This is a genomic window from Candidatus Zixiibacteriota bacterium (assembly GCA_034003725.1).
Lineage (GTDB): Bacteria > Zixibacteria > MSB-5A5 > GN15 > FEB-12 > WJMS01.
Window position 1 is genome coordinate 109,814 of the sequence record JAVEYB010000009.1, and the last position, 21,549, is coordinate 131,362.

A 21,549-nucleotide genomic window follows, 5' to 3' on the forward strand; every position below is an offset into this window, starting at 1 on the left:
TTTCGCACCTGCATGCCCCGGAGGTGACTGGTGGCTGAGACTATCGATGTCATCATGGATGACATGAAAATGAACCGGGCGCTCACCCGTATCGCCCACGAAATTCTGGAGCATAACGGCGGCGCCGCCACAATCGCCGTTATCGGCGTGCTGACCCGTGGCGCCGTTCTCGCCCGTCGCATCGCCAAAGCGATCGAGGAACTGGAACACGTGTCGGTCGATCTCGGATTCATGGACATATCGTTGTATCGCGACGACGTCCATTCCAAGCTCGACCAACCGGTCATCCAGCGTACCGATATTCTTTTTCCCGTCAAGGACCGCAACGTCATTCTTGTCGATGACGTCCTGTTCACGGGGCGTACGATCCGCGCCGCACTCGACCAGATTGTCGACTTCGGCCGACCGCGGACCATCCAGCTCGCCGTCCTCGTCGACCGCGGTCACCGCGAGCTGCCGATCAAGGCGGACTATGTCGGCATCAACGTGCCGACTCGCAAAACAGACCAGGTGGTCGTCGAAGTCTCCGAAAAGGACGGTGTCGACCGCGTCTCGGTTCATCCCAATCACGACGGCAAAGGTCGGCGGTCTGAGACCGGGGGAGGGGCACGATGAGCAAGCTTGCGTCGCGCCACCTGCTCGGCCTCGAGGGCGTCTCGGCCGATGACATCAGCCTGATCCTGGACACCACCCACACCTTCCGTGAGGTGCTCGATCGTCCGATCAAAAAGCTGCCCACCCTGCGCGGCTTGACGGTCCTGAATCTCTTCTACGAACCGTCGACCCGCACCCGCATCTCCTTTGAACTGGCGGAGAAACGGCTTTCCGCCGACACGGTCAGCTTCACGACCGCCACCTCATCGGTGAAAAAGGGCGAATCGCTCCGCGATACCGTTCAGAACATCGAGGCGATGAAAATCGACATGATCGTCGTGCGGCACAGCTCCGCGGGTACGCCATACTATCTGACGCAGTGTTCGGACGCCAACGTCATCAATGCGGGGGACGGTTCGCACGAACATCCAACCCAGGCTCTGCTTGACATGTATACGATCCGCAAGAAGTACGGCAAGCTGGCAGGGCTGCGGGTGGTGCTGGTCGGCGACGTCAAGCACTCCCGCGTGATTCGCTCCAACATCTGGGGCCTGAAAGCGCTCGGTGCCTCGGTGGCCCTGTGCGGACCGTCGACGCTTCTCCCCGCGGAGGTCGAGCGGTATGGATGTGATATCTACACCAGCCTTGACGAAGCGCTCGACGGCGCGGATGTGGTGAACATCATGCGCCTGCAGCTGGAGCGGCAGCAGGCGGGTCTGTTCCCGTCGCAGCGCGAGTATACGAATCTGTTCGGTATCACCAGAGAGCGGCTGAAGCGGCTCAATAAGAACTACACGATAATGCATCCCGGCCCCATGAATCGCGGTGTTGAAATCTCGTCGGAAGTCGCCGACGGCGACAGCTCCGTCATCCTCGACCAGGTTACCAACGGACAGGCGGTCCGCATGGCGGTGCTGTATCTTCTCTCGGGTCCGGAAGCGGAGGGTCCCCAGGCATGAGTAACGCACCGTTTGATATGATAATCTCCGGCGGCCGGGTGATCGACCCGGCGCTGGGATTCGGTAAAGACGCCCACGTCCTCATAAAAGACGGCAGAATCGCCGGTATCGAGAACGACATCCAGAAGCTCGGCGATTCGACCGGCGCCACCGTGATTGACGCGTCGGGTATGCTTGTCGTTCCGGGACTGATCGATGTCCACGTCCATTTGCGCGAGCCCGGTCGCGAAGACGAGGAAACGGTTGAATCCGGCTGTCGGGCCGCTGCCGCCGGTGGATTCACCGCGGTGTGCTGCATGCCCAATACCACCCCGCGCATCGACAATCAGGAGACCGTTCTGTTCGTCCAGGACCGCGCGAAAAACGCCGACGCGCGCGTGTATGTGGTCGGCGCGATTACCAAAGGCAGCGAAGGCAAGGAGCTCTCCGAGATCGGTGATCTGGTGAAAGTGGGCGCGGTTGCCATCACCGACGACGGCCGGTGGGTGGAAAACTCCGAAATCATGCGCCGGGCCATGGAATATTCCAAGATGTTTAACATCCCGGTCATGGACCATGCCGAAGAGTCGACGCTCTGCGCGGGTGGCATCATGAACGAATCATTTGAATCGACCCGCCTGGGCCTTCGCGGCCGCCCCGCCGTGGCCGAAGAGATCGCCGTTATGCGCGATATCGCGCTGTGTCGTACGACCGGCGCCCGGCTGCATATTCAGCACCTGTCGACCAGGCGCGCCGTCGATGTGGTCCGCGCCGCCAAGGCCGAAGGAATCCGCGTCACGACCGAAGCGTGCCCCCATCACTTTGTCCTCACCGACGAAGCGATCGCAAAGGAGTTCAACACCTGCCTGCGCGTCAATCCGCCGCTGCGTACGGCCAACGACCGCGAGGCTATTATCGAGGGGCTGATCGACGGCACCATCGACTGTATCGCCTCGGATCACGCCCCGCACGCGGAAGAGGAAAAGGACTGCGAATTCGATCTTGCCCCGGCCGGCATGATCGGGCTGGAAACGACGCTCGGCCTGGTCAAAACGTATCTCATCGACAAAGGATACCTGACCTGGGCCGACGCTATCGCGAAAATGACGATCAACCCGGCGCGCGTGTTCGGGCTGCCGGGGGGAACGCTCAAAACCGGCTCGCCCGCGGATATCACGATTATCGATCCTGACGCGCCGTGGACGGTGGACAAAAAGAGATTCCGCTCGATGTCTCACAATTCGCCGTTTATCGGATGGAAGCTGCAGGGACAGGTCTTCCGGACCATTCTCGGCGGGCGAGTCGTGTTCGCGAGAGAAGAATAGGAGACATACCATGCTGGTGCGACTGGTGCAAAAGGACGTCGGCGTCACTAACCTGATTCCATATATCGAGACGGCCGAGGCCGACGGCGTCGATCTCATCTGTTTCAGCGAACTGGCCACGACCGGGTGCCTGTACGAGCGACGCGAAGTCGTGCCGCTGGAAGCCGTGCTGGCGTCGTTCGCGCCCTACGACCTTCGGATTCTCACCGGGGTGGCGTACCTCTCGCAGGATGGCCTGCGCAACGCGTGCGTCTATTACCGCCAGGGTTTCAGCCAGTTGTACCACAAGGTCAATCTGTTCGAACCGTTCAATGAGCATCGTGTCTACACGCCCGGCGATGAAACCGGCATCTGGCAGACCGATCTCGGCGCCGTCGGGGTGGCCATCTGCTACGATGCGCGGTTTGTGTCGCTGTTTGAAGACATGAAGCGAGCAGGGGCGAAGATGATCTTTGTCCCTGCCGCCTTCCCCCTCGAGCGGGTCGATGTTTATCGTTCGCTGCTGATCGAACACGCCAGAATGACGAAAGCCACCGTGTTCGGCATTAATGCGGTCGGCAGCGACGGTCGAAACGTATTCGGCGGTAATTCCATCGCCGTTTCGCCCGACGGTACGGTGCTGGCCGAGGCGGCGCGTGACCGCGAGCAGGTAATTGATGTAAGAGTATAGACGGGCAGGCGGCTTGACTCCCGACGCCGGTCGTTCTATCTTGCGCTTCAAATCCCCAGCTTTGAAGGTAATCGCACGGAAGCCATCGCCGGACGGTAGAAGATGTCGCGCCGATTTGAACGGATACTCACGCTCGCAGCTTTTCTCCTCATAATCGTTGTCCGTACGTACCACCTGGGCGCCGACCCGCCGATCGGTTTGACCTTCTCGACCGGCATTTACACCGATACCCCAGCATACACGCTGTTCGCCAAGCACTACGTGCAGACGGGGGAATTCAATCCGTTCGACGATCAGCGGATGACCTTCTTTTTGAACTCGAGCGTCACACTCGTCGCGACGATCGTGTTCGGCCTTCTGGGTGTCAGCGTGTTCACGTCTCATCTGGTGGGGTTGCTGTTCTCGCTCGCCTCGCTGCTACTGTTCTATCTCGTGATGAGGCGGTGCGCGTCGCCGACAGTCGCTCTTGTCTTCCTGTTACTGGCCGGTCTGAACTACAACCTCGTCGCGTATGGACGATTCCCGTTTCTCGAGCACGCCATGGCGCTCGGCGCGTTCGGCGCCCTCGCGTCCGTCATGTACTGGCGCGGCAGTGCGGGGCACGCTGTCGGCGGAGCGTTGCTTGCCGCCGGCATATTCTTCGGCAAAGTCATCGGAATTGTCTTTCTCTTTCCCTTTGCCTGTTATTTTCTCTTCCAACTTTTCGTTCAGCATCGCAACGAACCGACCCACACACTCCGCCCCGTAATCGCCTTCCTGGCAGGCTTTGCGGTGGTCGCGGCTGCATGGTACGTGTTCGCGTACGCTCCGTATCAGGCGGAGGTCAGCGATTACCTGCAGGAACACAGTGTCGCCCTCTACGGCTCTCCCGAAGGACTTGAGTCGCTCGATAAGTTCGTCTACAAAATGGTCACGTTCGGCGTATCCTCGAACCTGCTCGAACGTATGATCGCCCCGGCCCTGCTGGGCGTCGGATTCCTGTTGGCCGTGTTGCTGGTTCTCGTGCGGCCGTCGTTCTGGAAGACCCGGCAGTCGTGGTTGAACGCCGGCCACGTGTTTGTCGCCGCGATGATTATCGCGTTTTATGGCTCCCTGATGATTTGGAACTACCAGCCGCTTCGGTACCAGATCGTACTTATCTATCCCGTCTGCGCGGCGGCGGCACTCGTGGTGGTGGCGATGTGGGAGAAGGTCCGCGACGGCCTGCCGGAGCGGATTCCCTGGTGGTACTATCCGATCATGTATCCGCTTGTGCTGGTCGTCGTCTACCATCTGTCGGGTGCGGTAATCGAAGCCATCAGCGGCGACTTCTATTTTGACGACATCAAGTATGCGGTAGCTCTGGCGACGGCGGCCCTGGTTGGCGTATTGCCGATTGTAATCGCAGCATATCGAAAAATCGCCCCCGGTTCGGTCACGCTGCTCGCTCGGACGGTCGCGGCAGCCGCACTGCTGGCAACCGTCGGGCACGGCTTCTATGACTTCGCGACCTGGGTCAACAAGGCGACCTATACCGAGCGGGACACAGGCCGGGAACTGGGTCACCTGCTTTCCCCGGGGGCGGTCCTGTCCGGTCCGTTCGGCCCTGCCCTCGCACTGGAAAACAACTTGCAGGCCGTGATACACATGTTCGGGGTGACTCGGCCCGACCCGAACTTGTTACGTGTCTTTCCGATGACTCACCTGATCCTCGACCAGTCCAACGAGGACCGCGCACGTGAAGATTATCCCGAGGTTTTCCGCGATGCGCTCCACGTTGCGACCCTTCGGGTCGGCAAAGTACAGCTTCGACTGTTTAATATCGCCCATGTCACCGGAAACGCGGTGGCCGGCCGGTACCGGGAGTCGCTGTTCGAGCAGGGGGCTGCGGCCCTCCAGGAGGGTCAAAAACTGGCCGGGGCCGATCTGATTCATCGCTTCAACCAGCAACACCCCGACAACTACAGCGGTCATCTGGTCGAGGCCTCCATCACCCAGGCCGCCGGCCGGTGGGACATGGCCGAAGAGCGCTACAAAAAAGCGGTTGAGTTTTCTCCGACCAATTATGTTCTTTACGAACGGCTGGCAACCTTCTATCAGGAACGCTATGCCGCGTTCGGCAATCCTGCCGACAAAGAAAAAGGACTGGAGAATTTCAGCCGGGCCATGTTTTATGCCCCCGTGGCGCAGCATATCGCTCCGAAATATCACCGGTTACAGGTCAGTGAACCATGGCAGCTGAGAGATACAACTTCATCGTCTCAACCATAGCCCCCGCTATGAATGAGGAAGGCAATATCGACGAATTCTGTCGTCAATATGCCGACATGCTGAAAAACGCCCCCTTTCAGGGCGAACTGGTGCTGATCGACGACGGTTCTTCGGACGGCACGCTGGCCAAAATCAAGGAAAACGCCGCCCGGTATGACTTCATCCGCTGGGCGTCACACCACCGCAATCTGGGACTCACCGAGTCGCTCCAGACCGGGTTCGCGATCGCCCGAGGCGATGTCTTCGTCTTCTACCCAACCGACCTGCAGTACCGGCCCGAGGACATCCCCACGTTGGTTGCGCCCATTGCGGACGGCGCCGATGTCTGCACCGGCTGGAAACAAGGCAAATACAACAAGCGATTTGTCTCGTCGATCTATAATACGATCTCCCGGAAAATATTCGGGCTGAAAGTGCATGACCTGAACTCAGTCAAGGCCTTTCGCCGCGAGGTTGTCGAGCAGATTTTCCTCCGCAAGGACTGGCATCGCTATCTCGTCGTCCTCGCGGCTAATGCCGGCTTCCGCGTGGAAGAGTGCAAGGTCACGCTGTATGAGCGGGCCTGGGGGGAGTCGAAATTCTCGGTCTGGCGTATCCCGGTCGGTGTACTTGACATGCTGGCGGTGAAGTTCCAGATCACCTTTCTCAAGAAACCGCTGCTTTTTTTCGGCGCGCTCGGCAGCATTCTCTTCGCGCTCGGCGTCCTGGTTGGTCTATGGGCACTTTACCTCCGGTATTTCATGAACCACGGCGACCGCGCTCTTTTGTATCTCGTTATCCTGCTGCTCGGACTGGGCGGCGGGCTGTTTATGATGGGCTTTATCGCTGAGGGGCAGACCGCGATCAAGGAGGAACTCGCCGACCTGCGGAAAAAGACTCAGCGCATGCTCGACCGCGAAACGCCCGGTCAATCGGGCCCGTAGCGCCCCGGGTCAGGGCGCTGCCAAAAACTGTTGCCCCGCATTCGTTCCTGACCTATGTTGCACTCTCGGTTGTATACCCGACATAAGCCCAGGCATCCGTACAGAGGAAGGAACTTCCGGTGACACGACGGCAACAGGCGTCCCGAGCCCGCATAACAGCAGCTTCTTCATGGCAGCCGGACGGCTCCCGGTGGTTCGCATTGATCGCCTTTGTGCTGGTCGGACTCTCCCTGCTCATCCTCTTTTCCGAATTCGTGTTTTCCGACCAGATGCTCTACGGCTCCGACGTGCTTCAGGCGGGCATATTTTTCCGCGGCTTCTATGTCGAGCAATGGCAGACGCACGGGTGGTTCACCGTCCCGCAGTGGAATCCCTATATTTACGGTGGACTGCCCTTTGTCGAGGCCTTCCACGGCGACATCTTCTATCCGTTTTCCAAGTTCAAAAACATGGAACTGCTGTTTCCCTGGTGGAAGTGGCTCGGTCTGGAGTTGCTGTATCACATCTTTTTCGCCGGTGTGTTCATGTATCTGTGCGCGCGGCGGTTCGGACTCGGCAAGATTGCGTCGCTGCTCGCCGGTGTCGCCTACACCTACGCCGGGTACCTGATTTCTTTCGTCGCGCCCGGGCACGACGGCAAGATCTACGTCACCACCCTGTTTCCACTCGTGGTCATGTTCCTGCACATGGGGTTTGCGGCCCAACCCGTGCACTGGCGGACGCGATGGTTTGACCTGAAGTGGAGTCCGTTGCTGTGCTTCTCCATGACGGGGCTGGTTATCGGGCTTATCCTCCTGTCGCCTCACGCCCAGATGGCCTATTTCACTCTCTGGGTGGTTTCGCTTTACTCGGCGTTCCGGTTGATCCTGCTCTGGTATGACACCAAATCCATAAAGCCCTGCGTTAAGCCGGCGCTGCTGACAACCTTTGCGGTAGTGATCGGCGTCGCCATCTCCGCGATCCAGTTCTATCCCGGTTACATCTACACCAAGCAGTTCTCGCCCCGGGCCGCCGACGATTCCAAACACGGCTGGGAATGGGCGACATCGTGGTCGCTGCACGAAGAAGAAGCGATGAGCCTGCTCATACCGGAATTCTCCGGCACCAATACCCGGACGCCCGAGACGGTTTACTGGGGGAAGAACTTTTTCAAAGACAACTCCGAGGCGGTCCCGGTGACGGCGCTGTTTGCGGCGATGATCGGGCTGTTTTTTGCGCGGGGGCGCGAACGCTGGTTCTTTGGCGGGTTGGCGTTGTTCGCCCTCACGTATGCGCTGGGCGCGACCACGCCGCTGTTCCACCTGTACTATCTCATACCCAACGTCCCGTCGCTGCGTGCGCCATCGATGATCATGTTCCTGTTTTCATTCTCGATCGCGCTGCTGGCCGCGATGGGTGTGCAGACGTTGATCGACCGCCGTGAGACCAAAGAGCGCGAAGCGACGCCAAAATCGGAGCGAACTCTCTCTCGGTACGTTCTGGTCGTGCCTGCGCTGTTTCTCGTACTCGCGCTCGCGTTCAGCGGCGCCGGGGAAAGCATGCTGAAGCTGTGGACGTCGCTTTTCTACGACAATGTCGGTACGCCGACCGCGCAGGGATATTCGAAGTGGGACATGGCGATGGCTAACCTTCCCGCTATCAAGGCGGGAGCCTGGTTTTCGTTTCTGGCGGTCGCCCTGGCGGCGGCTGTCATCTGGTTGTACCGCCGTGGTTCGGCCGGTCGGTGGCTTCTGCTCGGGCTCTCTATAATTGTCGTTTTGAACGGTATGCGCTTCAACGGACGTTTCATCAGCACTGTCGATTTTGCGCGCGTATCGCAGAAGACGCCGACAATCCAGTTTCTCGAACAGCAGCCGGGACAGTTCCGTACCGCCGACCTTACCAGCGATCTCGCCAGCAATCTGCGCGACTACAGCAGTCTGCAGGACAATATCTACCCGGAGTTCGATCTGGCAATACCTTATGGTTATCACGGCAATCAGCTTCGCTGGTACGATCAGCTGGCCGGCGGTCCGGGTTTGGCCAATCGGCTGAACCCGCGTTTTCTGAATCTGGTTGGAGCCGAGTGGCTCGTTATCCCAAGCAATCAGGGTATTCCCGACGGCTTCTTTGGTCCCCTGCCGGTCACCGCGGCCGCCACGTTTGGTCAGGTCAGCGTCTGGCGCAATCCCAACCGTCTGCCGCGCGTCTTCCTCGCCGACCGGTATCAGGTCGTGCCGGATCGGGCGGACATCTATCCGTACATCCTGCAGGGCGGCGAGGACCTCTCGCGTCTGGTCTATCTTGAAAACGAACCGACCCCCGCACCGCAGGCCGACAGCCTGCAATCGGGTACGGCCGAGATTACCGCTTACACGCTTGACTCGATTGTCGTCGCGGTGTCGACCGACCGGCCGCAGGTGTTGGTGCTGACCGACAGCTACTACGATGCCTGGCAGGCGTCGGTTGACGGCGAACCTGCCGAGGTGCTTCGCGCCGACGGCGCGTTCCGCGCCGTGGCCCTGCCGGCCGGAGCGCAAACAGTGGTCTTCACTTTTGAATCAAAACGCTATTTAATAGGCGAGTGGGTCACCTGGGGAGCATTACTGGTGGTGATTGTTATCTGTGCAGGCTCGATGACGGCGGCGATGGGCCGTCGGCGGAATGAGCGCAACGACGGAGTATCCGATGGCAACGAGTAGGCGCGCCCTGATCATTTTCCCGACCTACAACGAGCGGGAAAACATCGAGAAGATCGTTCATGCGGTTCTTCCGCTCGACGCTCGCATACATGTGCTGATTGTCGACGACAACTCGCCCGACGGAACCGGCGAGCTGGCCGACAAGCTCGCCCGGCAGCAGAACAACGTCTATGTCCTGCACCGGGAGAGAAAAGAGGGCCTGGGCCGGGCCTATATTGCGGGCTTCAAATGGGCGATCAAAGAAGGCTTTGATTTCGTCTTCGAGATGGACGCAGACTTCTCGCACGGCCCGGAGTATATCCGCGACTTCCTGCGTGAGATTCAACACCATGATCTCGTTATCGGCTCGCGTTATATCTCCGGCGTTAACGTCATCAACTGGCCCATGTCGCGCCTGCTGCTGTCCTACTTCGCCAACGTGTACACTCGGTGGATCACCGGCCTGCCGCTTCGCGACGCCACCGGTGGGTTCAAGTGTTTCCGCCGTGAGGTTCTCGAAGCGATTAATCTTGATGACGTCAAGTCGACCGGGTACTCGTTCCAGATTGAAATGTCGATGCGGGCCTGGAAGAAAGGCTTCCGCATCAAGGAGATTCCCATCATCTTCGTCGACCGTGTCGCCGGAAGCTCCAAGATGTCAAAAAAGATCGTGCGGGAAGCCGTCTGGATGGTCTGGCTGCTTCGCCTGCGGAGCATGCTCGGCAGATTTGACTGAGGCGTACCGTGGCCTCGCGTTCCGAAACCGTCTCCATAGTCATCGTTACCTACAACTCGCAACCGGCCCTGCAGACCTGCCTGGGCGCGTTGTCCGTCTCAGTTCGCGGCATCCCCGTCGAACTTATCGTGGTCGACAACGACTCCGACACCGATCCCACCGATTCCGTGAGAGAGCGTTTTGCCGACGCCCGCGTGATCCGCCTTGCGCGCAATGTCGGTTTCGCCGCGGCCTGTAACCGAGGCGCCGCGGTGAGCGCGGGGGAGATGCTTCTTTTTCTCAACCCTGATGTTTTCATAGACGATCGTGCTGTCGAAACCCTGCGCGACAGGTGTGTCTCCGACAGCCGCGCCGGACTTCTCTCGGGGCGGCTGCGCTTTCCGGACGGTTCGTTTCAGGCGACCTGCCGGAACTTCCCGACCGCCGCCAATCTGCTGTACTCGAGGGGTTCCATCCTCAGCCGGTGGTTGACGCGCTTGTCCGGTACAAAGCCCGACCCTTATACGCTGCCCGACTCGGAGACGGTGACAGAGGTTCCGGCGGTGGCGGGGACGATGATGATGGTGCGCCGTTCACTCTTCGAGAAGGCCGGCGGCTTCGACGAACGGTTCTTCCTGTACATGGAGGATACCGATCTGTCGCTGCGCGTCAATCGCGCCGGCTATCGCAACCTATTCGTCCCGACTGCCGGCGCCGTACATGACTGGGGAAAAGGCGGCCGTATGTCACGTGTCCGGCGACTCTGGCGCCACCACTACTCCGTTTGGCAGTACTTCCTGAAACACGAGCCCAACGCGTTTGCCCTGTTTCTGCTTCCGCTTTTGTTGTTTGCCAACGGGGTTCTTATGTCCATATTGCCTCGCACGCACTTACGGAGTAGCAGTCCCCAATGATCCCGGTCATCGGAATGGCCCTTGCCGCTTTCGCCGCCGCCATGTTGACGGCCTTGCTTTGTCCCGCGGTTATCCGGCTCGGGCACCGATATGGCCTGCTGGACCTCCCGGGCAGGCACAAGCGGCACCAGATCCCGACTCCGGCGCTCGGCGGTGCGGTATTGTTTGTCGCGTTCTGGACCACCGTTGCGCTCCTGTCATTGCTGTTTCCTTCCGCCCTTGCCGAATTTCGAGGCGTGCTCGGCTTCACGTTTGCCGCGGCAACGATCATCTTCCTCGTGGGCTTGTCCGATGATCTTTCTCCCGTGTCGGCGTGGGTCAAGCTGATGTCGCAGGTGGCTGCCGGGCTCGTCCTGTATCTGGGCGGGCTGAGTGTCGACCCGCTCACGATTCCGTTTTACGGTCCTGTGCAAACCGGGGTCGCCGGGGCATTGATTACGGTCGTCTGGGTGGTCGCCCTGACCAATGCGATCAACCTGCTCGACGGTCTGGACCTGCTCGCCGCGGGCGTTTCGCTGATCGCGGCGCTGGTGTTGCTGGCGGTAGGGGTGTTGCTCAACGTGGGCACGGTGGTCATGCTCTCCGTCACGCTCGCCGGATTCCTCGTGGTTTTTCTGTATTTCAATCGGCCGCCGGCGAAACTCTTTTTGGGAGACAGCGGGTCGTTGCAGATCGGCTTTTACTTCGCCGTGCTGTCACTTTTAGTACCGATTCGCTCCTACACCGCAGCCGCGCTGTATGTTCCGCTGCTGACTCTTGGCGTTCCTCTCATGGAAGCAGGCCTCTCGATCGTCCGCCGTCTGGCGACGGGCAAGTCGGTCATGAGAGCCGACCGTCGCCACCTGTTTCATTTGCTGGCCCTGGCGGGCTGGTCGAACGGACAGGTCGTCGCCGTATTCTATGTCCTGTCAACGGTTTTCGGGGGTTTCGCCCTGTCCATGTTTTACTTCAATCGGCGATGGGTCCTTGGGTTTTTGGCCCTTTTTATGGTTGTGATTTTTGTGCTAATTCTTATCTTACTGACCAATTTGCCGAAACTGGCGCATCGCGAACACCCGGTCAGCTCCGATCGGTCAACCCCCAGTCGGCGAGGAGAGTGAGCAAGGATGGCCACAGGTCCCTATCTGGAGTTCGAACGTCCGATCATGGAACTGGAGAAGAAAATCTCCGACATGAAGGACTTTTCGATCGGGGAAAACCTCGAACTGGACGGCGAGATCGCCCAGCTCGAAAAGAAACTCGAAAAGCTCCGGGCCGAGATCTATTCCAGCCTCAGCCGCTGGCAACGCGTCCAGATTTCCCGCCATCCCAAACGTCCGTATACGCTCGACTATGTCGAGATGATGTGCACGGACTTTGTCGAGCTGCACGGTGATCGTGGATTCGCCGAGGATGCCGCCATGGTGGGCGGTTTTGCGATGCTCGACGGGCGGCGCATCATGGTGGTGGGGCAGCAAAAGGGCCGCGACACCAAGGCCAAGCTGCACCGCAATTTCGGAATGGCGCACCCCGAGGGATACCGCAAGGCCCGACGGTTGTTTTTCCTTGCCGAGAAGTTCAACGTCCCGATCGTCATCCTGGTCGATACGCCCGGCGCCTTTCCGGGTATAGGCGCCGAAGAGCGCGGGCAGGCGGAGGCGATCGCCAAAAACATCCAGACGATGTTTGAGATCCGCGTCCCGATCGTGGTTGTGGTCATCGGCGAAGGCGCGTCGGGCGGCGCGCTGGGTATCGGGATCGGCGACGAAGTCTATATGCTCGAACATTCGTGGTACTCGGTCATTTCGCCCGAGGGCTGTGCCGCCATCCTCTGGCGCGACGCCGCCAAGGCGCCCGAGGCGGCTGAGGCGCTCAGGCCGACGGCCGAAGACCTGCTCGAACTCGGCATCATCGACAAGATCATTCCCGAGCCCGAACGCGGCGCTCACAACAATCCGACCGTTATGGCCGAGCGGGTCAAAGAGCATGTCATCGAAGCGCTGGATCGGCTCGGCGCGCTCGATGTTGACGAATTGCTCCGGCGGCGGCTCGAGAAGTTCCGCCGTATTGGCGTATTTGCCGAGCTCTGATCATGGAGATAGCTCATGGCGTTATCTAGAAACCTCATTGATATGCTGATCTGCCCCAATTGCCGGCACGAAAAACTGGACTACCATCAGGCGGATGCGCGCCTCAGCTGCTCGTCCTGTCGTTTCGTGTACCGGGTGGCCGACGACATACCGGTATTACTGGTCGACGAAGCAGAAACCAAGGAGTGAAGGCACCGGCGATGAAATTGTCAAAGTTCTGTGATGAAAACCTGATCGTATTCAATCTCGCCTCCAAAACCAAAGACGAGGTCATCGAGGAACTGGTCGATCTGGCCGCTACCTCGACCATGATCAAAGATCGCGACCAGCTGCTTGCGGACGTCCGGGAACGGGAAAATCTGGTCACCACGGGCGTCGGCTACGGCGTCGCCTTTCCGCATGCCAAAACACGCTCGGCCAAAGGCATCGTGATCGCCTTCGGCAAAAGCGACGATGGTATCGAGTTCGACGCGATGGATCACCGGCCGGTCCACCTGTTTTTCCTGATTGCGGCGCCCGAAGACGCTATCGGTGCGCACCTCAACGTGATGGCACGGCTGTCTTATCTTATGAAATCCGAGGAGAACCGGGAGAAGCTCAAACAGCTTACCTCGCCGGGTGAAGTCCTTGCCCTTATGGACAACGTCGACTAACCGCCCGCGCGAACATTGCCAGGATGGCGTGATCGATGAACTGGATTTCCAACCTGTTTTTCAGGTACTGGCGTAATGTCCACTTTTCCGCTGTTGTTGTCGTTTCGATTCTGCTCATCCTGAACTTCCCGCCGGTCAACGGGCTGATTTCGCAGGCCGTGATCGGATCCTTCTACTATCCTTTCGCCAAGCTCAAAAATCTCGTGGTCCGGCTCAGCACGGTCGATCGGGAAAACGAGCGGCTTCGCCAGGCCCTCGTGGACGCTTCCGTCCGGCTGTCTAGACTCGAGGAAGCCGAACGCGAGAATCTTCGCCTTCGCGCCGTCCTCGGCTTCGAACCGCCAACCGGGTATTCGCTTCTGCCCGCCCAGGTGCTGTCCGTCAGCGGCGGGCGGGTTCCCACATCCGCTATCATCAATCGTGGGTATCGAGACTCGGTGTATGTAAACCAGCCGGTCATCAATCAGGAAGGACTCATCGGTCGGATCAACTCGGTGTCGCCGGACTTCGCAACCGTGCAGCTGCTGACAGATCCCGTCAACCGGGTGGCGGTCAGGGTGGCCGACAGTCGCGCGATGGGAATCGCCAAATTTTCGCCGCGGGGAATGGTCCTTGACAACTTCCCGATCCAGGGCGATATCGGGCCTGGCCGTCCGATCCTTTCGTCCGGACTCGGCGGCATCTATCCGGCGGGTTTGCTTGTGGGGTATGTGACCGAAGTCGAACGACCGGCTGAGGCTGCTTTCTGTGATGTGACAATCGAGCCGGCTGCCAACTTCAACTCTCTTGAGGAACTCTTCCTGTTACGCCCGGGGGGATCGTGAGACTGCTTCCCTATCTTATCTACTTGCTGCTGATAGCCATGCACCAGGTTTTCCTGCAGGACCTCACGGCGATAGTCGGCGTCCGCATTGATCTCGCCGCCCTGATCGTCATGGCCGTGGCCCTGTACAAGTCCGAGGTTGTCACCCTGTGGTTCGGGCTCGCTGCGGGCGTCGTTATGGCCGTCTCTTCGCCCGATACGCTTGGCTGGCACGGCCTGTTTATGGCTTTGCTCGGTGTCACGGCGTATCACCTGCGCGAAAAACTCAACCTGGACTTTTTCTACTCGAAAGTTCTGTTCATGCTCGGCGGACTCACCGTTCATACTATAGGCTCCGTCATCATCGACGGTGGCGGGGGCCTGCTGATGCGTCTTGCCGTGAACGCCCTGCCGGATGCGTTGTATACGACTGTAGTGGCGCTGCTGTTCCTGCTGGTCAAGGACGGCGTGATAACGTTCAGGAAGTTTAAGTCGATATTCTAGTCAGACCCATGGATCGCTTCAGACTGTCATTATCGGGCCGGGCCACGTGGGCCATGGCTATGGTCGGCGCCCTGCTGTTTTTCCTGCTGGGCGGACTCGTCAAGCTGCAGCTGATAAATCACGCGGAACTGGCGTCCCGCTCGGAAAACAACCGTCTGCGCGTCGTCCCCATCATCCCCCGGCGAGGGATCGTCTACGACCGCGAAGGTCGTGTCATTATCGATAACCGACCCTCCTATACCGTCTCCATCGTCCCCGCGGAACTGGTTTCCGACCGCACCATATCCAATCTGGCCGGTCTGATCGAACTCGACAGCACGCAGATCGTCGGCCGGATGATCCGCAACCAGGTCAGCCGATACCAGCCGTCACCCGTGAAAAAAGACATCCCGTTTGACGCTATCGCCGTGCTCGAAGAACAAAGCTTCGCGTTTCCCGGCGTCAGCTACCAGATGGAACGTGTCCGCATGTACGTCGATTCGCTCGGGGTCGAAGCCCTTACGGGTTATGTCGGAGAAGTCTCGCCTGATGATCTCGCGGAGATCGACGGCGAACGTCAGGGGTACCAGCCCGGAAGCATGATCGGCAAGAAAGGTCTGGAAAAGCAATACGATCAGTTGTTGCGGGGACGGGAAGGTACGGAATATGTCGAGATAGCGGCCTCGGGGCAGATTCTCGGTCCGTACACCGAGCGCGAGGTGCTCGAAGCCGTGCCCGGCTCCGACATCACTCTCTCGATAGACATCGACCTGCAGGAAGCCAGCGTGCACGCCCTCGACAGTTTCTGCTGCGGCGCGGTGGTTGCGATGGACCCCCGCAGCGGTGAGGTGCTGGCCGCGACGTCCTATCCGGGATTCGACGCCAACATATTCTCGTCGGTGATCCCCGAGTCTCTGTGGTCGGAAATACGGTCCGATCCGACTCACCCGCTGCTCAACCGCATTCTCAACGGTCTGTATCCGCCCGGATCGACGACCAAGCTCATTACGGTGGGGGCGGCCCTCGAGGAAGGCCTGATCAACGAGCACACCACGCTGAAACCGTGCTACGGCGGTATGCAGTTCGGCAATCGGTTCTTTCGATGCTGGGAACACAGTGGGCACGGTACGCTGAACTGCACGCATGCGATTGAGCGGTCGTGCGACGTGTTCATGTACCAGCTCGGGATCAGTCTCGGCATCGACCGACTCCACGACTATTTCGCCAAGTGCGGTTTCGGCCGGCCCACCGGTATCGATCTGCCCGGTGAATCCGACGGTCTCAACCCCGATTCGAAATACTACGACCAGCGCTACGGGAAAAACAAATGGACCCGCGCCCTGGTCCTCAACAACGCGATCGGCCAGGGGGAGATCCTCTCGACCCCGCTTCAGCTCACCCAGTTCTACTGCGGGATCGCCAACAATGGACTGGTGTACCGGCCCCATCTCGTCAAGAAAATCACCAAGCCGAACGGCGATGAAATCGTCGTTCCGCCGGTCGTGTCGTTCCGCCTGCCCTTCACACGACAGACCCTGGACATCCTGAACGAAGGCATCCGGCTCGTGGTGCAGGGAGAGCGGGGGACGGCTCGCTCCCAGCGCCGCAAGGACTACACGGTCGGCGGCAAGACCGGCACGGCGCAGAATCCCCACGGCGCCAATCACGCCTGGTTCTGCGGCGTCGCGCCGCTCGAATCTCCGGAAATCGTCGTCTGCGCTATTGTCGAGAATTCGGGCGATGGCTCCCAGTATGCGGCGCCGGTGGTCGGCAAAGTGATCAAAGCCTACATGGACAAAAAAGCCGGCCGGGCCAGCGTGGCGGCCGCTGCCCCCACCGATACCACCCATGCTGAACTATAGTGACCTCGACTGGAAACTCATCGGCGCCGCGCTCGCCCTTTCGCTGATCGGCGTTCTGCTGATTATGTCGGCCCAGCATTTCGCCGAATCCGAGTACGCCCGCGAGTACTATCAGCGCCAGTTGTTGTGGCTGGCTGTCGCGCTCGTTTTTTTTGTCGCCGTGATTCATCTGCCGTTGCGCCTGTTTGATCTCAGCGCCTACCTCCTCTACGGAATCGCGGTCATTCTTCTGATCCTCGTTCTCATGGTGGGCTCCGCACGTATGGGCGCCAGCCGCTGGTTTGCGTTCGGACCTGTCTCGCTGGCGCCGTCCGATATCGCCAAGATCGCCCTGGTGTTTACCCTCGCCCGCTTTTTTGCGTACTCCAAAAGGCCGCCCACGTCCAAACGCCGGTTAGCCATCTCGGCGATTCTGACCGTCATTCCGATCATGCTCATCCTCAAACAGCCCGACCTCGGCACCTCGCTCGTGTTTTTCTTCATTCTCTTCGTGCTCTGGTTCTGGTCGGGACTGTCTCCCTGGTATCTGTTGATGATCCTGTCGCCGCTGGCCTCGCTGGTCACGGCCTCGTACTGGTGGTCGTGGGCGTTGTACTTTGTCGTGCTGTTGACGTTTCTCGGAATCGTCCGGCCCGGTATTCTGTTCTCCGTCACGGTGGTCGTCGCCAACCTCGCCTTCGGTATCGTTACTCCCATTGTCTGGAACCGACTCGCCGAGTACCAGCGCCTTCGGATTCTCACCTTCATCAACCCCGAAATGGACCCGCGCGGAGCGGGCTACCAGATCATTCAATCAAAAATCGCGATCGGCTCCGGCGGCATCTGGGGCAAAGGATTCCTCAACGGGTCGCAATCACGGCTTGAATTCCTGCCGGAACGGCACACCGACTTCATCTTCTCCGTTCTCGGCGAAGAGTTCGGTCTCTGGGGAGCGCTGATCGTGCTGGGACTGTTCGGGTTCATTCTGGTGCGGTCAATTCGTATCGCCGCTCGCTGTCGCTCGCGTTTCGCGTCACACGTCGTTATGGGTGCAGCGTCCATCATCATCTTCCAGATGTTGGTCAACATCGGGATGACCCTCGGTTTTATGCCGGTCACGGGTCTACCGCTGCCGTTTGTCAGCTACGGCGGGACCGGCCTGGTGCTCACATGGACGCTGGTCGCACTCATCGTCTCCGCCGATTATCACTGGCAGGAGTATTGACCGATGGTTCGCTGGGGACTTCACCTGATCGCGGCCACCGCGCTCGCCGCCCCGGCAGGAGCACTAAACCTCGATTCACTGCTGGTGCAGTCAGTTGGAGGTCCGGCCGCACTCGACAGTCTCAGGACGTTTCACAACTACCGCGCCGCAGGACGGGTGTCGCTCAATGGCCGGCCGGGTGAGTTCACCATGTTTTACGCAGAGCCGGACTTGTTCTACGCAGAGATGCGCTTCGGGGCGATCTCCATGGTTCAGGCCTTTGACGGTTCCACCGCCTGGATGCGTGATTTCAACGGGCAGATCTCGGAACTGGGGGGGTTCGAGGAGAAAGAGCTGCTCAAGCAGATTTACCTGCAATCGTTCGCATATCTCATCGACGGGCGCGTGCCCGGCAGCACCGCGTATGTCGGTTCGGCTGCGATCGACGGTCGCGCGTACCACGAGGTGTTGTTCCTGCCGCTGAACGACGACACGATCCGCGTATATTTCGATGCGCAAACCGCGCATCCGGTTTTCATGCACAGCAAGCTGGACAATATCGCAACCCGCTCGGTCAACTCGGACTTCCGTGTCGTCTCGGGGGTGCTGTTGGCCTTTTGTACCCAATCCGAGGCGGTGGGCGCGCCGATCAGCACTGAAACGCAAATCGATGAGCTTGTCTTTAACGCTTCGTTCGATCACGCAGTCTTCTATCGCGAGGGGAAGTCGGCCGTCGATTTCCACTTCCCCGCCGATGCTGATTCGATCGCAATCCCGTTTGAGTACGAGGATGGTCACGTCATCGTTCCTGTTGTTCTGAACGGAGCGGCCAAGTCGTGGTTCATCCTTGACTCCGGGGCCTCTGCGAATCTGATCGATCAGGCGCTTGCCGAACACCTGAAGTTGACCGAAGTGGGTACAATCGCTGCGCGCGGGGTCGCCGGATTCGACGAGGTTGATCTGGTGCAGTCGGACTCCATTTCTGTCGGCGAACTCGTGCTGTATAGCCAGACCGCCGGCCGACTTGACTTGTCCGCAGTCCTCCGCCGCAACAATGACAAACCACGCGGCGGTATTCTCGGATACGATTTTCTGTCTCGCTTCCCGGTCCTGGTGGACTACGAGTCCCGCCGGCTCATCGTGTACAATCCCGATACGTTCAGACCTGCCGAAGGGGGAGTAGTCATTCCGTTTTCACTGACCTCGAGGGTGCCGACTATCGAAGCAGCCATCGACGGCGTGCGCGGTTCCTTTGTCGTTGATGTGGGGAACGCTTTCGGACTTATCCTGCACGGGCATTTTGTCGCTGCCGGCGATATAGAACGCCGGCTGATCGACGAAAGCGAGCCGTCCGGCACTCTGGGCGGAGTCGGCGGAACACTTTCCGGCCGGGCCGCGCTCGTGCCGTCCCTGTCATTCGGTTCCGTGCACCTGGACAGCGTCCCCGTCATTATTCCCGACTCGCACATGGGGCTCAGCGGCTCCGAGTCGCTGGCCGGGAATATCGGCAACCGGATCCTCCAGCGTTTCAGTGTGTTGTTTGATTACCAGGCCAGCCGACTGATCTTCTATCCGAATGAACGATAGGACCCGTTTGGGTGTTATCACCTAAAGACTGGCCGCCCAATGTGGATTTGAGAGGTTCTGAATGATGTGTACGACAAGATGGACCAATCCTTGACTTGGTCGTTGCGTCCGATATATTGCACCACAGGCACAGCCACCAGCATAAGGATTTGCGACATGACGTCTCAGGCAGCGACTCCAAAGGCCATCCGTTCCATCTTAGGCGCCCTTATAGTATGGGCTGTGGTCGTATTCGTGATGCCGACGTGCCCCGCATCCGCCCAGACAGATCAGAATATCGCCCCCTTGTTCAGCCGCCAGCATCAAGTCGGGGTCCGTCTGGGGATGTGGTCCAACAACGGCGCCACTCCGCCGGCCAGCTCCTCCGACTCCGTCAGCGGAATCATTCAGACCAGTGACATCAACTCCGCGAGCTTTTTCCTGGAGGGTTTCTTCGGGTATCGTTTCACCCGGCTTTTGATGGGCGAGCTCTCGTTCGGGCTGTCGAATCGTGGCGATGTCATTACCCGGGACACCCAGTTCGGTATCAACGATGTCGCAGCGTTAAATATCTATCCTATTTTGCTCCAGATTAAGCTGTATGCGCCGCCGCTGATGAACGGCAAGCTGTATCCGTACGCGGCCGCCGGCGGGGGCATCTACTATGCGCGAAATTCCATTCAAGTTACCGATGAATACTACTATGCGCAGTTCCGTGAAGCGTCGGAGACCGATTTTAACTATGTCCTTGGCGGTGGATTCGACTACGTGCTGGCCAGCCAGATCGGACTCGATTTCAACGTCAAGTATATGCCGGTCACATTCTCCGATCGATTGGTCGGTGTGACCGACTACTCCGCGCTCACAATCACGGTGGGTGTGAAATACCTCTACCTGCCGACCGGCAAGTAGTCATTCGGGATCAGAGGTCAAAGGAGGACACAATGAAAGTCGGAATCAACGGATTCGGTCGCATTGGGAGAATCGTGCTTCGCGCCGCCCGCAAAAGCAGCATCGAATTCGTGGGCATCAACGACATTACCGACGCCCACACGCTGGCGCACCTTCTGAAGTACGATTCCATCCACGGCAGATTCCCCGGTCAGGTGTCGGTCGAAGGTGACAAGCTCGTGGTCGACGGCAAGAAGATTCCGGTTTTCGCGGAACGTGATCCCGGCAAACTGCCGTGGTCGAAAGTGGGCGCCGACGTCGTCCTTGAGTGCACCGGTCTCTTCCGTAAGAAAGAGGAAGCCGCGAAGCACATCAGCGCGGGCGCTAAAAAGGTACTGATCTCGGCGCCGGCGAAAGGGCACGACGGCACGTTCCTGATTGGTGTCAATTCGGACCAGTACGACAAGAACAAGCACCATGTGATCTCGATCGGGTCCTGTACCACCAACTGTCTGGCCCCGGTGACCAAAGTCCTTCATGACAATTTCAAGATCGTCAAGGGCTTTATGACCACCATTCACTCGTATACCGCGGACCAGCGCCTGCAGGATGCTCCCCACAAGGACCTGCGCCGGGCCCGTGCCGCCGCGTTGTCGATGGTGCCAACCTCCACCGGCGCCGCCAAGGCCATCGCCGAAGTTATTCCTGAGATGAAGGGACGGCTCGACGGTATCGCGATCCGCGTCCCCACGCCCGACGCGTCGGTTGTCGATCTCGCGGTGGTCGTCGAAAAAGAGACCACGCGCGACGAGGTGAACGCCGCCATGAAAAAGGCCGCCGCCTCCGGGCCGCTCGCACAAACGCTCGAATACTGCGAAGACCCGATCGTCTCGACCGACGTCATCGGCAACCCGGCCGGTTCGATTTTTGACGCCGAACTGACCGCGGTGCATGGCAATCTCGTCAAGGTCTACAGCTGGTACGATAACGAATACGGTTTCTGCTGCCGTATGGTCGATATGATGGAGATGATGCTCTAAACAGGAGCGTG

The 21,549-nt window shown here is 59.3% G+C and carries 20 protein-coding genes; all 20 read left to right on the forward strand.

Annotated elements, in window-relative coordinates; all coding sequences use genetic code 11:
• The first annotated feature begins 30 nt into the window (after nt 1-30).
• The 20 genes from pyrR (at nt 31) to gap (ending at nt 21,538) form a co-directional block, all read left to right on the forward strand.
• Nucleotides 31-615 (forward strand): bifunctional pyr operon transcriptional regulator/uracil phosphoribosyltransferase PyrR, encoded by a 585-nt coding sequence (gene pyrR, locus RBT76_11245; protein ID MDX9858359.1) that lies wholly within the window; start codon nt 31-33, stop codon nt 613-615.
• A complete protein-coding gene (locus tag RBT76_11250) occupies nt 612-1,553 on the forward strand; it encodes an aspartate carbamoyltransferase catalytic subunit (protein MDX9858360.1) in 942 nt (313 codons plus the stop codon). Before pyrR ends, RBT76_11250 begins: the two co-directional genes overlap by 4 nt.
• Nucleotides 1,550-2,857: a dihydroorotase gene (locus RBT76_11255; protein MDX9858361.1), complete on the forward strand. Its 1,308-nt coding sequence runs from the start codon at nt 1,550-1,552 to the stop codon at nt 2,855-2,857. Before RBT76_11250 ends, RBT76_11255 begins: the two co-directional genes overlap by 4 nt.
• 10 nt (nt 2,858-2,867) lie before the next feature.
• Nucleotides 2,868-3,527 carry a nitrilase-related carbon-nitrogen hydrolase gene (locus RBT76_11260; GenBank protein MDX9858362.1) on the forward strand — a complete coding sequence of 220 codons (660 nt, stop codon included), beginning with the start codon at nt 2,868-2,870 and terminating at the stop codon, nt 3,525-3,527.
• Between the two features lie 102 nt (nt 3,528-3,629).
• Complete coding sequence (locus RBT76_11265; protein ID MDX9858363.1) at nt 3,630-5,777, forward strand: hypothetical protein; 2,148 nt, start codon at nt 3,630-3,632, stop codon at nt 5,775-5,777.
• On the forward strand, nt 5,738-6,700 hold the full coding sequence (locus RBT76_11270; GenBank protein ID MDX9858364.1) for a glycosyltransferase family 2 protein: 963 nt from the start codon (nt 5,738-5,740) through the stop codon (nt 6,698-6,700). Before RBT76_11265 ends, RBT76_11270 begins: the two co-directional genes overlap by 40 nt.
• A gap of 119 nt (nt 6,701-6,819) precedes the next feature.
• A complete protein-coding gene (locus RBT76_11275; GenBank protein MDX9858365.1) occupies nt 6,820-9,381 on the forward strand; it encodes a hypothetical protein in 2,562 nt (853 codons plus the stop codon).
• Nucleotides 9,368-10,096, forward strand: a complete 729-nt coding sequence (locus tag RBT76_11280; protein MDX9858366.1) for a polyprenol monophosphomannose synthase — start codon at nt 9,368-9,370, stop codon at nt 10,094-10,096. The genes RBT76_11275 and RBT76_11280 overlap by 14 nt, the downstream gene beginning before the upstream one ends.
• A gap of 8 nt (nt 10,097-10,104) precedes the next feature.
• On the forward strand, nt 10,105-10,989 hold the full coding sequence (locus RBT76_11285; protein ID MDX9858367.1) for a glycosyltransferase family 2 protein: 885 nt from the start codon (nt 10,105-10,107) through the stop codon (nt 10,987-10,989).
• Complete coding sequence (locus RBT76_11290) at nt 10,986-12,089, forward strand: MraY family glycosyltransferase (GenBank protein MDX9858368.1); 1,104 nt, start codon at nt 10,986-10,988, stop codon at nt 12,087-12,089. Before RBT76_11285 ends, RBT76_11290 begins: the two co-directional genes overlap by 4 nt.
• Before the next feature lie 6 nt (nt 12,090-12,095).
• A complete protein-coding gene (locus RBT76_11295; protein MDX9858369.1) occupies nt 12,096-13,058 on the forward strand; it encodes an acetyl-CoA carboxylase carboxyltransferase subunit alpha in 963 nt (320 codons plus the stop codon).
• A gap of 15 nt (nt 13,059-13,073) precedes the next feature.
• The gene (locus tag RBT76_11300) at nt 13,074-13,247 is read left to right on the forward strand and encodes a Trm112 family protein (protein ID MDX9858370.1); all 174 of its coding nucleotides are present in this window, start codon (nt 13,074-13,076) and stop codon (nt 13,245-13,247) included.
• 11 nt (nt 13,248-13,258) lie between these two features.
• Nucleotides 13,259-13,711 (forward strand): PTS sugar transporter subunit IIA, encoded by a 453-nt coding sequence (locus tag RBT76_11305; GenBank protein MDX9858371.1) that lies wholly within the window; start codon nt 13,259-13,261, stop codon nt 13,709-13,711.
• A 35-nt stretch (nt 13,712-13,746) separates the two neighbouring features.
• Nucleotides 13,747-14,535: a rod shape-determining protein MreC gene (gene mreC, locus RBT76_11310; GenBank protein MDX9858372.1), complete on the forward strand. Its 789-nt coding sequence runs from the start codon at nt 13,747-13,749 to the stop codon at nt 14,533-14,535.
• Entirely contained in the window at nt 14,532-15,017 is a 486-nt protein-coding gene (locus RBT76_11315; protein ID MDX9858373.1) for a hypothetical protein, read from the forward strand. Before mreC ends, RBT76_11315 begins: the two co-directional genes overlap by 4 nt.
• A gap of 8 nt (nt 15,018-15,025) precedes the next feature.
• Complete coding sequence (gene mrdA, locus RBT76_11320; protein ID MDX9858374.1) at nt 15,026-16,858, forward strand: penicillin-binding protein 2; 1,833 nt, start codon at nt 15,026-15,028, stop codon at nt 16,856-16,858.
• Nucleotides 16,845-18,062: a rod shape-determining protein RodA gene (gene rodA / locus RBT76_11325; protein ID MDX9858375.1), complete on the forward strand. Its 1,218-nt coding sequence runs from the start codon at nt 16,845-16,847 to the stop codon at nt 18,060-18,062. Before mrdA ends, rodA begins: the two co-directional genes overlap by 14 nt.
• Nucleotides 18,063-18,065: 3 nt before the next feature.
• A complete protein-coding gene (locus tag RBT76_11330; protein MDX9858376.1) occupies nt 18,066-19,628 on the forward strand; it encodes a retropepsin-like aspartic protease in 1,563 nt (520 codons plus the stop codon).
• Between the two features lie 156 nt (nt 19,629-19,784).
• Complete coding sequence (locus RBT76_11335; GenBank protein MDX9858377.1) at nt 19,785-20,519, forward strand: outer membrane beta-barrel protein; 735 nt, start codon at nt 19,785-19,787, stop codon at nt 20,517-20,519.
• Between the two features lie 32 nt (nt 20,520-20,551).
• Nucleotides 20,552-21,538: a type I glyceraldehyde-3-phosphate dehydrogenase gene (gene gap / locus RBT76_11340; protein MDX9858378.1), complete on the forward strand. Its 987-nt coding sequence runs from the start codon at nt 20,552-20,554 to the stop codon at nt 21,536-21,538.
• Nucleotides 21,539-21,549 lie beyond the last annotated feature (11 nt).

Coding starts and splice junctions, on each gene's coding strand:
- RBT76_11300 (MDX9858370.1), top strand. CDS start 13,074: ATGGCGTTATCTAGAAACCTCATTGATATGCTGATCTGCCCCAATTGC.
- RBT76_11260 (MDX9858362.1), top strand. CDS start 2,868: ATGCTGGTGCGACTGGTGCAAAAGGACGTCGGCGTCACTAACCTGATT.
- RBT76_11270 (MDX9858364.1), top strand. CDS start 5,738: ATGGCAGCTGAGAGATACAACTTCATCGTCTCAACCATAGCCCCCGCT.
- RBT76_11330 (MDX9858376.1), top strand. CDS start 18,066: ATGGTTCGCTGGGGACTTCACCTGATCGCGGCCACCGCGCTCGCCGCC.
- RBT76_11290 (MDX9858368.1), top strand. CDS start 10,986: ATGATCCCGGTCATCGGAATGGCCCTTGCCGCTTTCGCCGCCGCCATG.
- RBT76_11280 (MDX9858366.1), top strand. CDS start 9,368: ATGGCAACGAGTAGGCGCGCCCTGATCATTTTCCCGACCTACAACGAG.
- gap (MDX9858378.1), top strand. CDS start 20,552: ATGAAAGTCGGAATCAACGGATTCGGTCGCATTGGGAGAATCGTGCTT.
- RBT76_11295 (MDX9858369.1), top strand. CDS start 12,096: ATGGCCACAGGTCCCTATCTGGAGTTCGAACGTCCGATCATGGAACTG.
- mreC (MDX9858372.1), top strand. CDS start 13,747: ATGAACTGGATTTCCAACCTGTTTTTCAGGTACTGGCGTAATGTCCAC.
- RBT76_11250 (MDX9858360.1), top strand. CDS start 612: ATGAGCAAGCTTGCGTCGCGCCACCTGCTCGGCCTCGAGGGCGTCTCG.
- mrdA (MDX9858374.1), top strand. CDS start 15,026: ATGGATCGCTTCAGACTGTCATTATCGGGCCGGGCCACGTGGGCCATG.
- RBT76_11265 (MDX9858363.1), top strand. CDS start 3,630: ATGTCGCGCCGATTTGAACGGATACTCACGCTCGCAGCTTTTCTCCTC.
- rodA (MDX9858375.1), top strand. CDS start 16,845: ATGCTGAACTATAGTGACCTCGACTGGAAACTCATCGGCGCCGCGCTC.
- RBT76_11255 (MDX9858361.1), top strand. CDS start 1,550: ATGAGTAACGCACCGTTTGATATGATAATCTCCGGCGGCCGGGTGATC.
- RBT76_11305 (MDX9858371.1), top strand. CDS start 13,259: ATGAAATTGTCAAAGTTCTGTGATGAAAACCTGATCGTATTCAATCTC.
- RBT76_11335 (MDX9858377.1), top strand. CDS start 19,785: ATGACGTCTCAGGCAGCGACTCCAAAGGCCATCCGTTCCATCTTAGGC.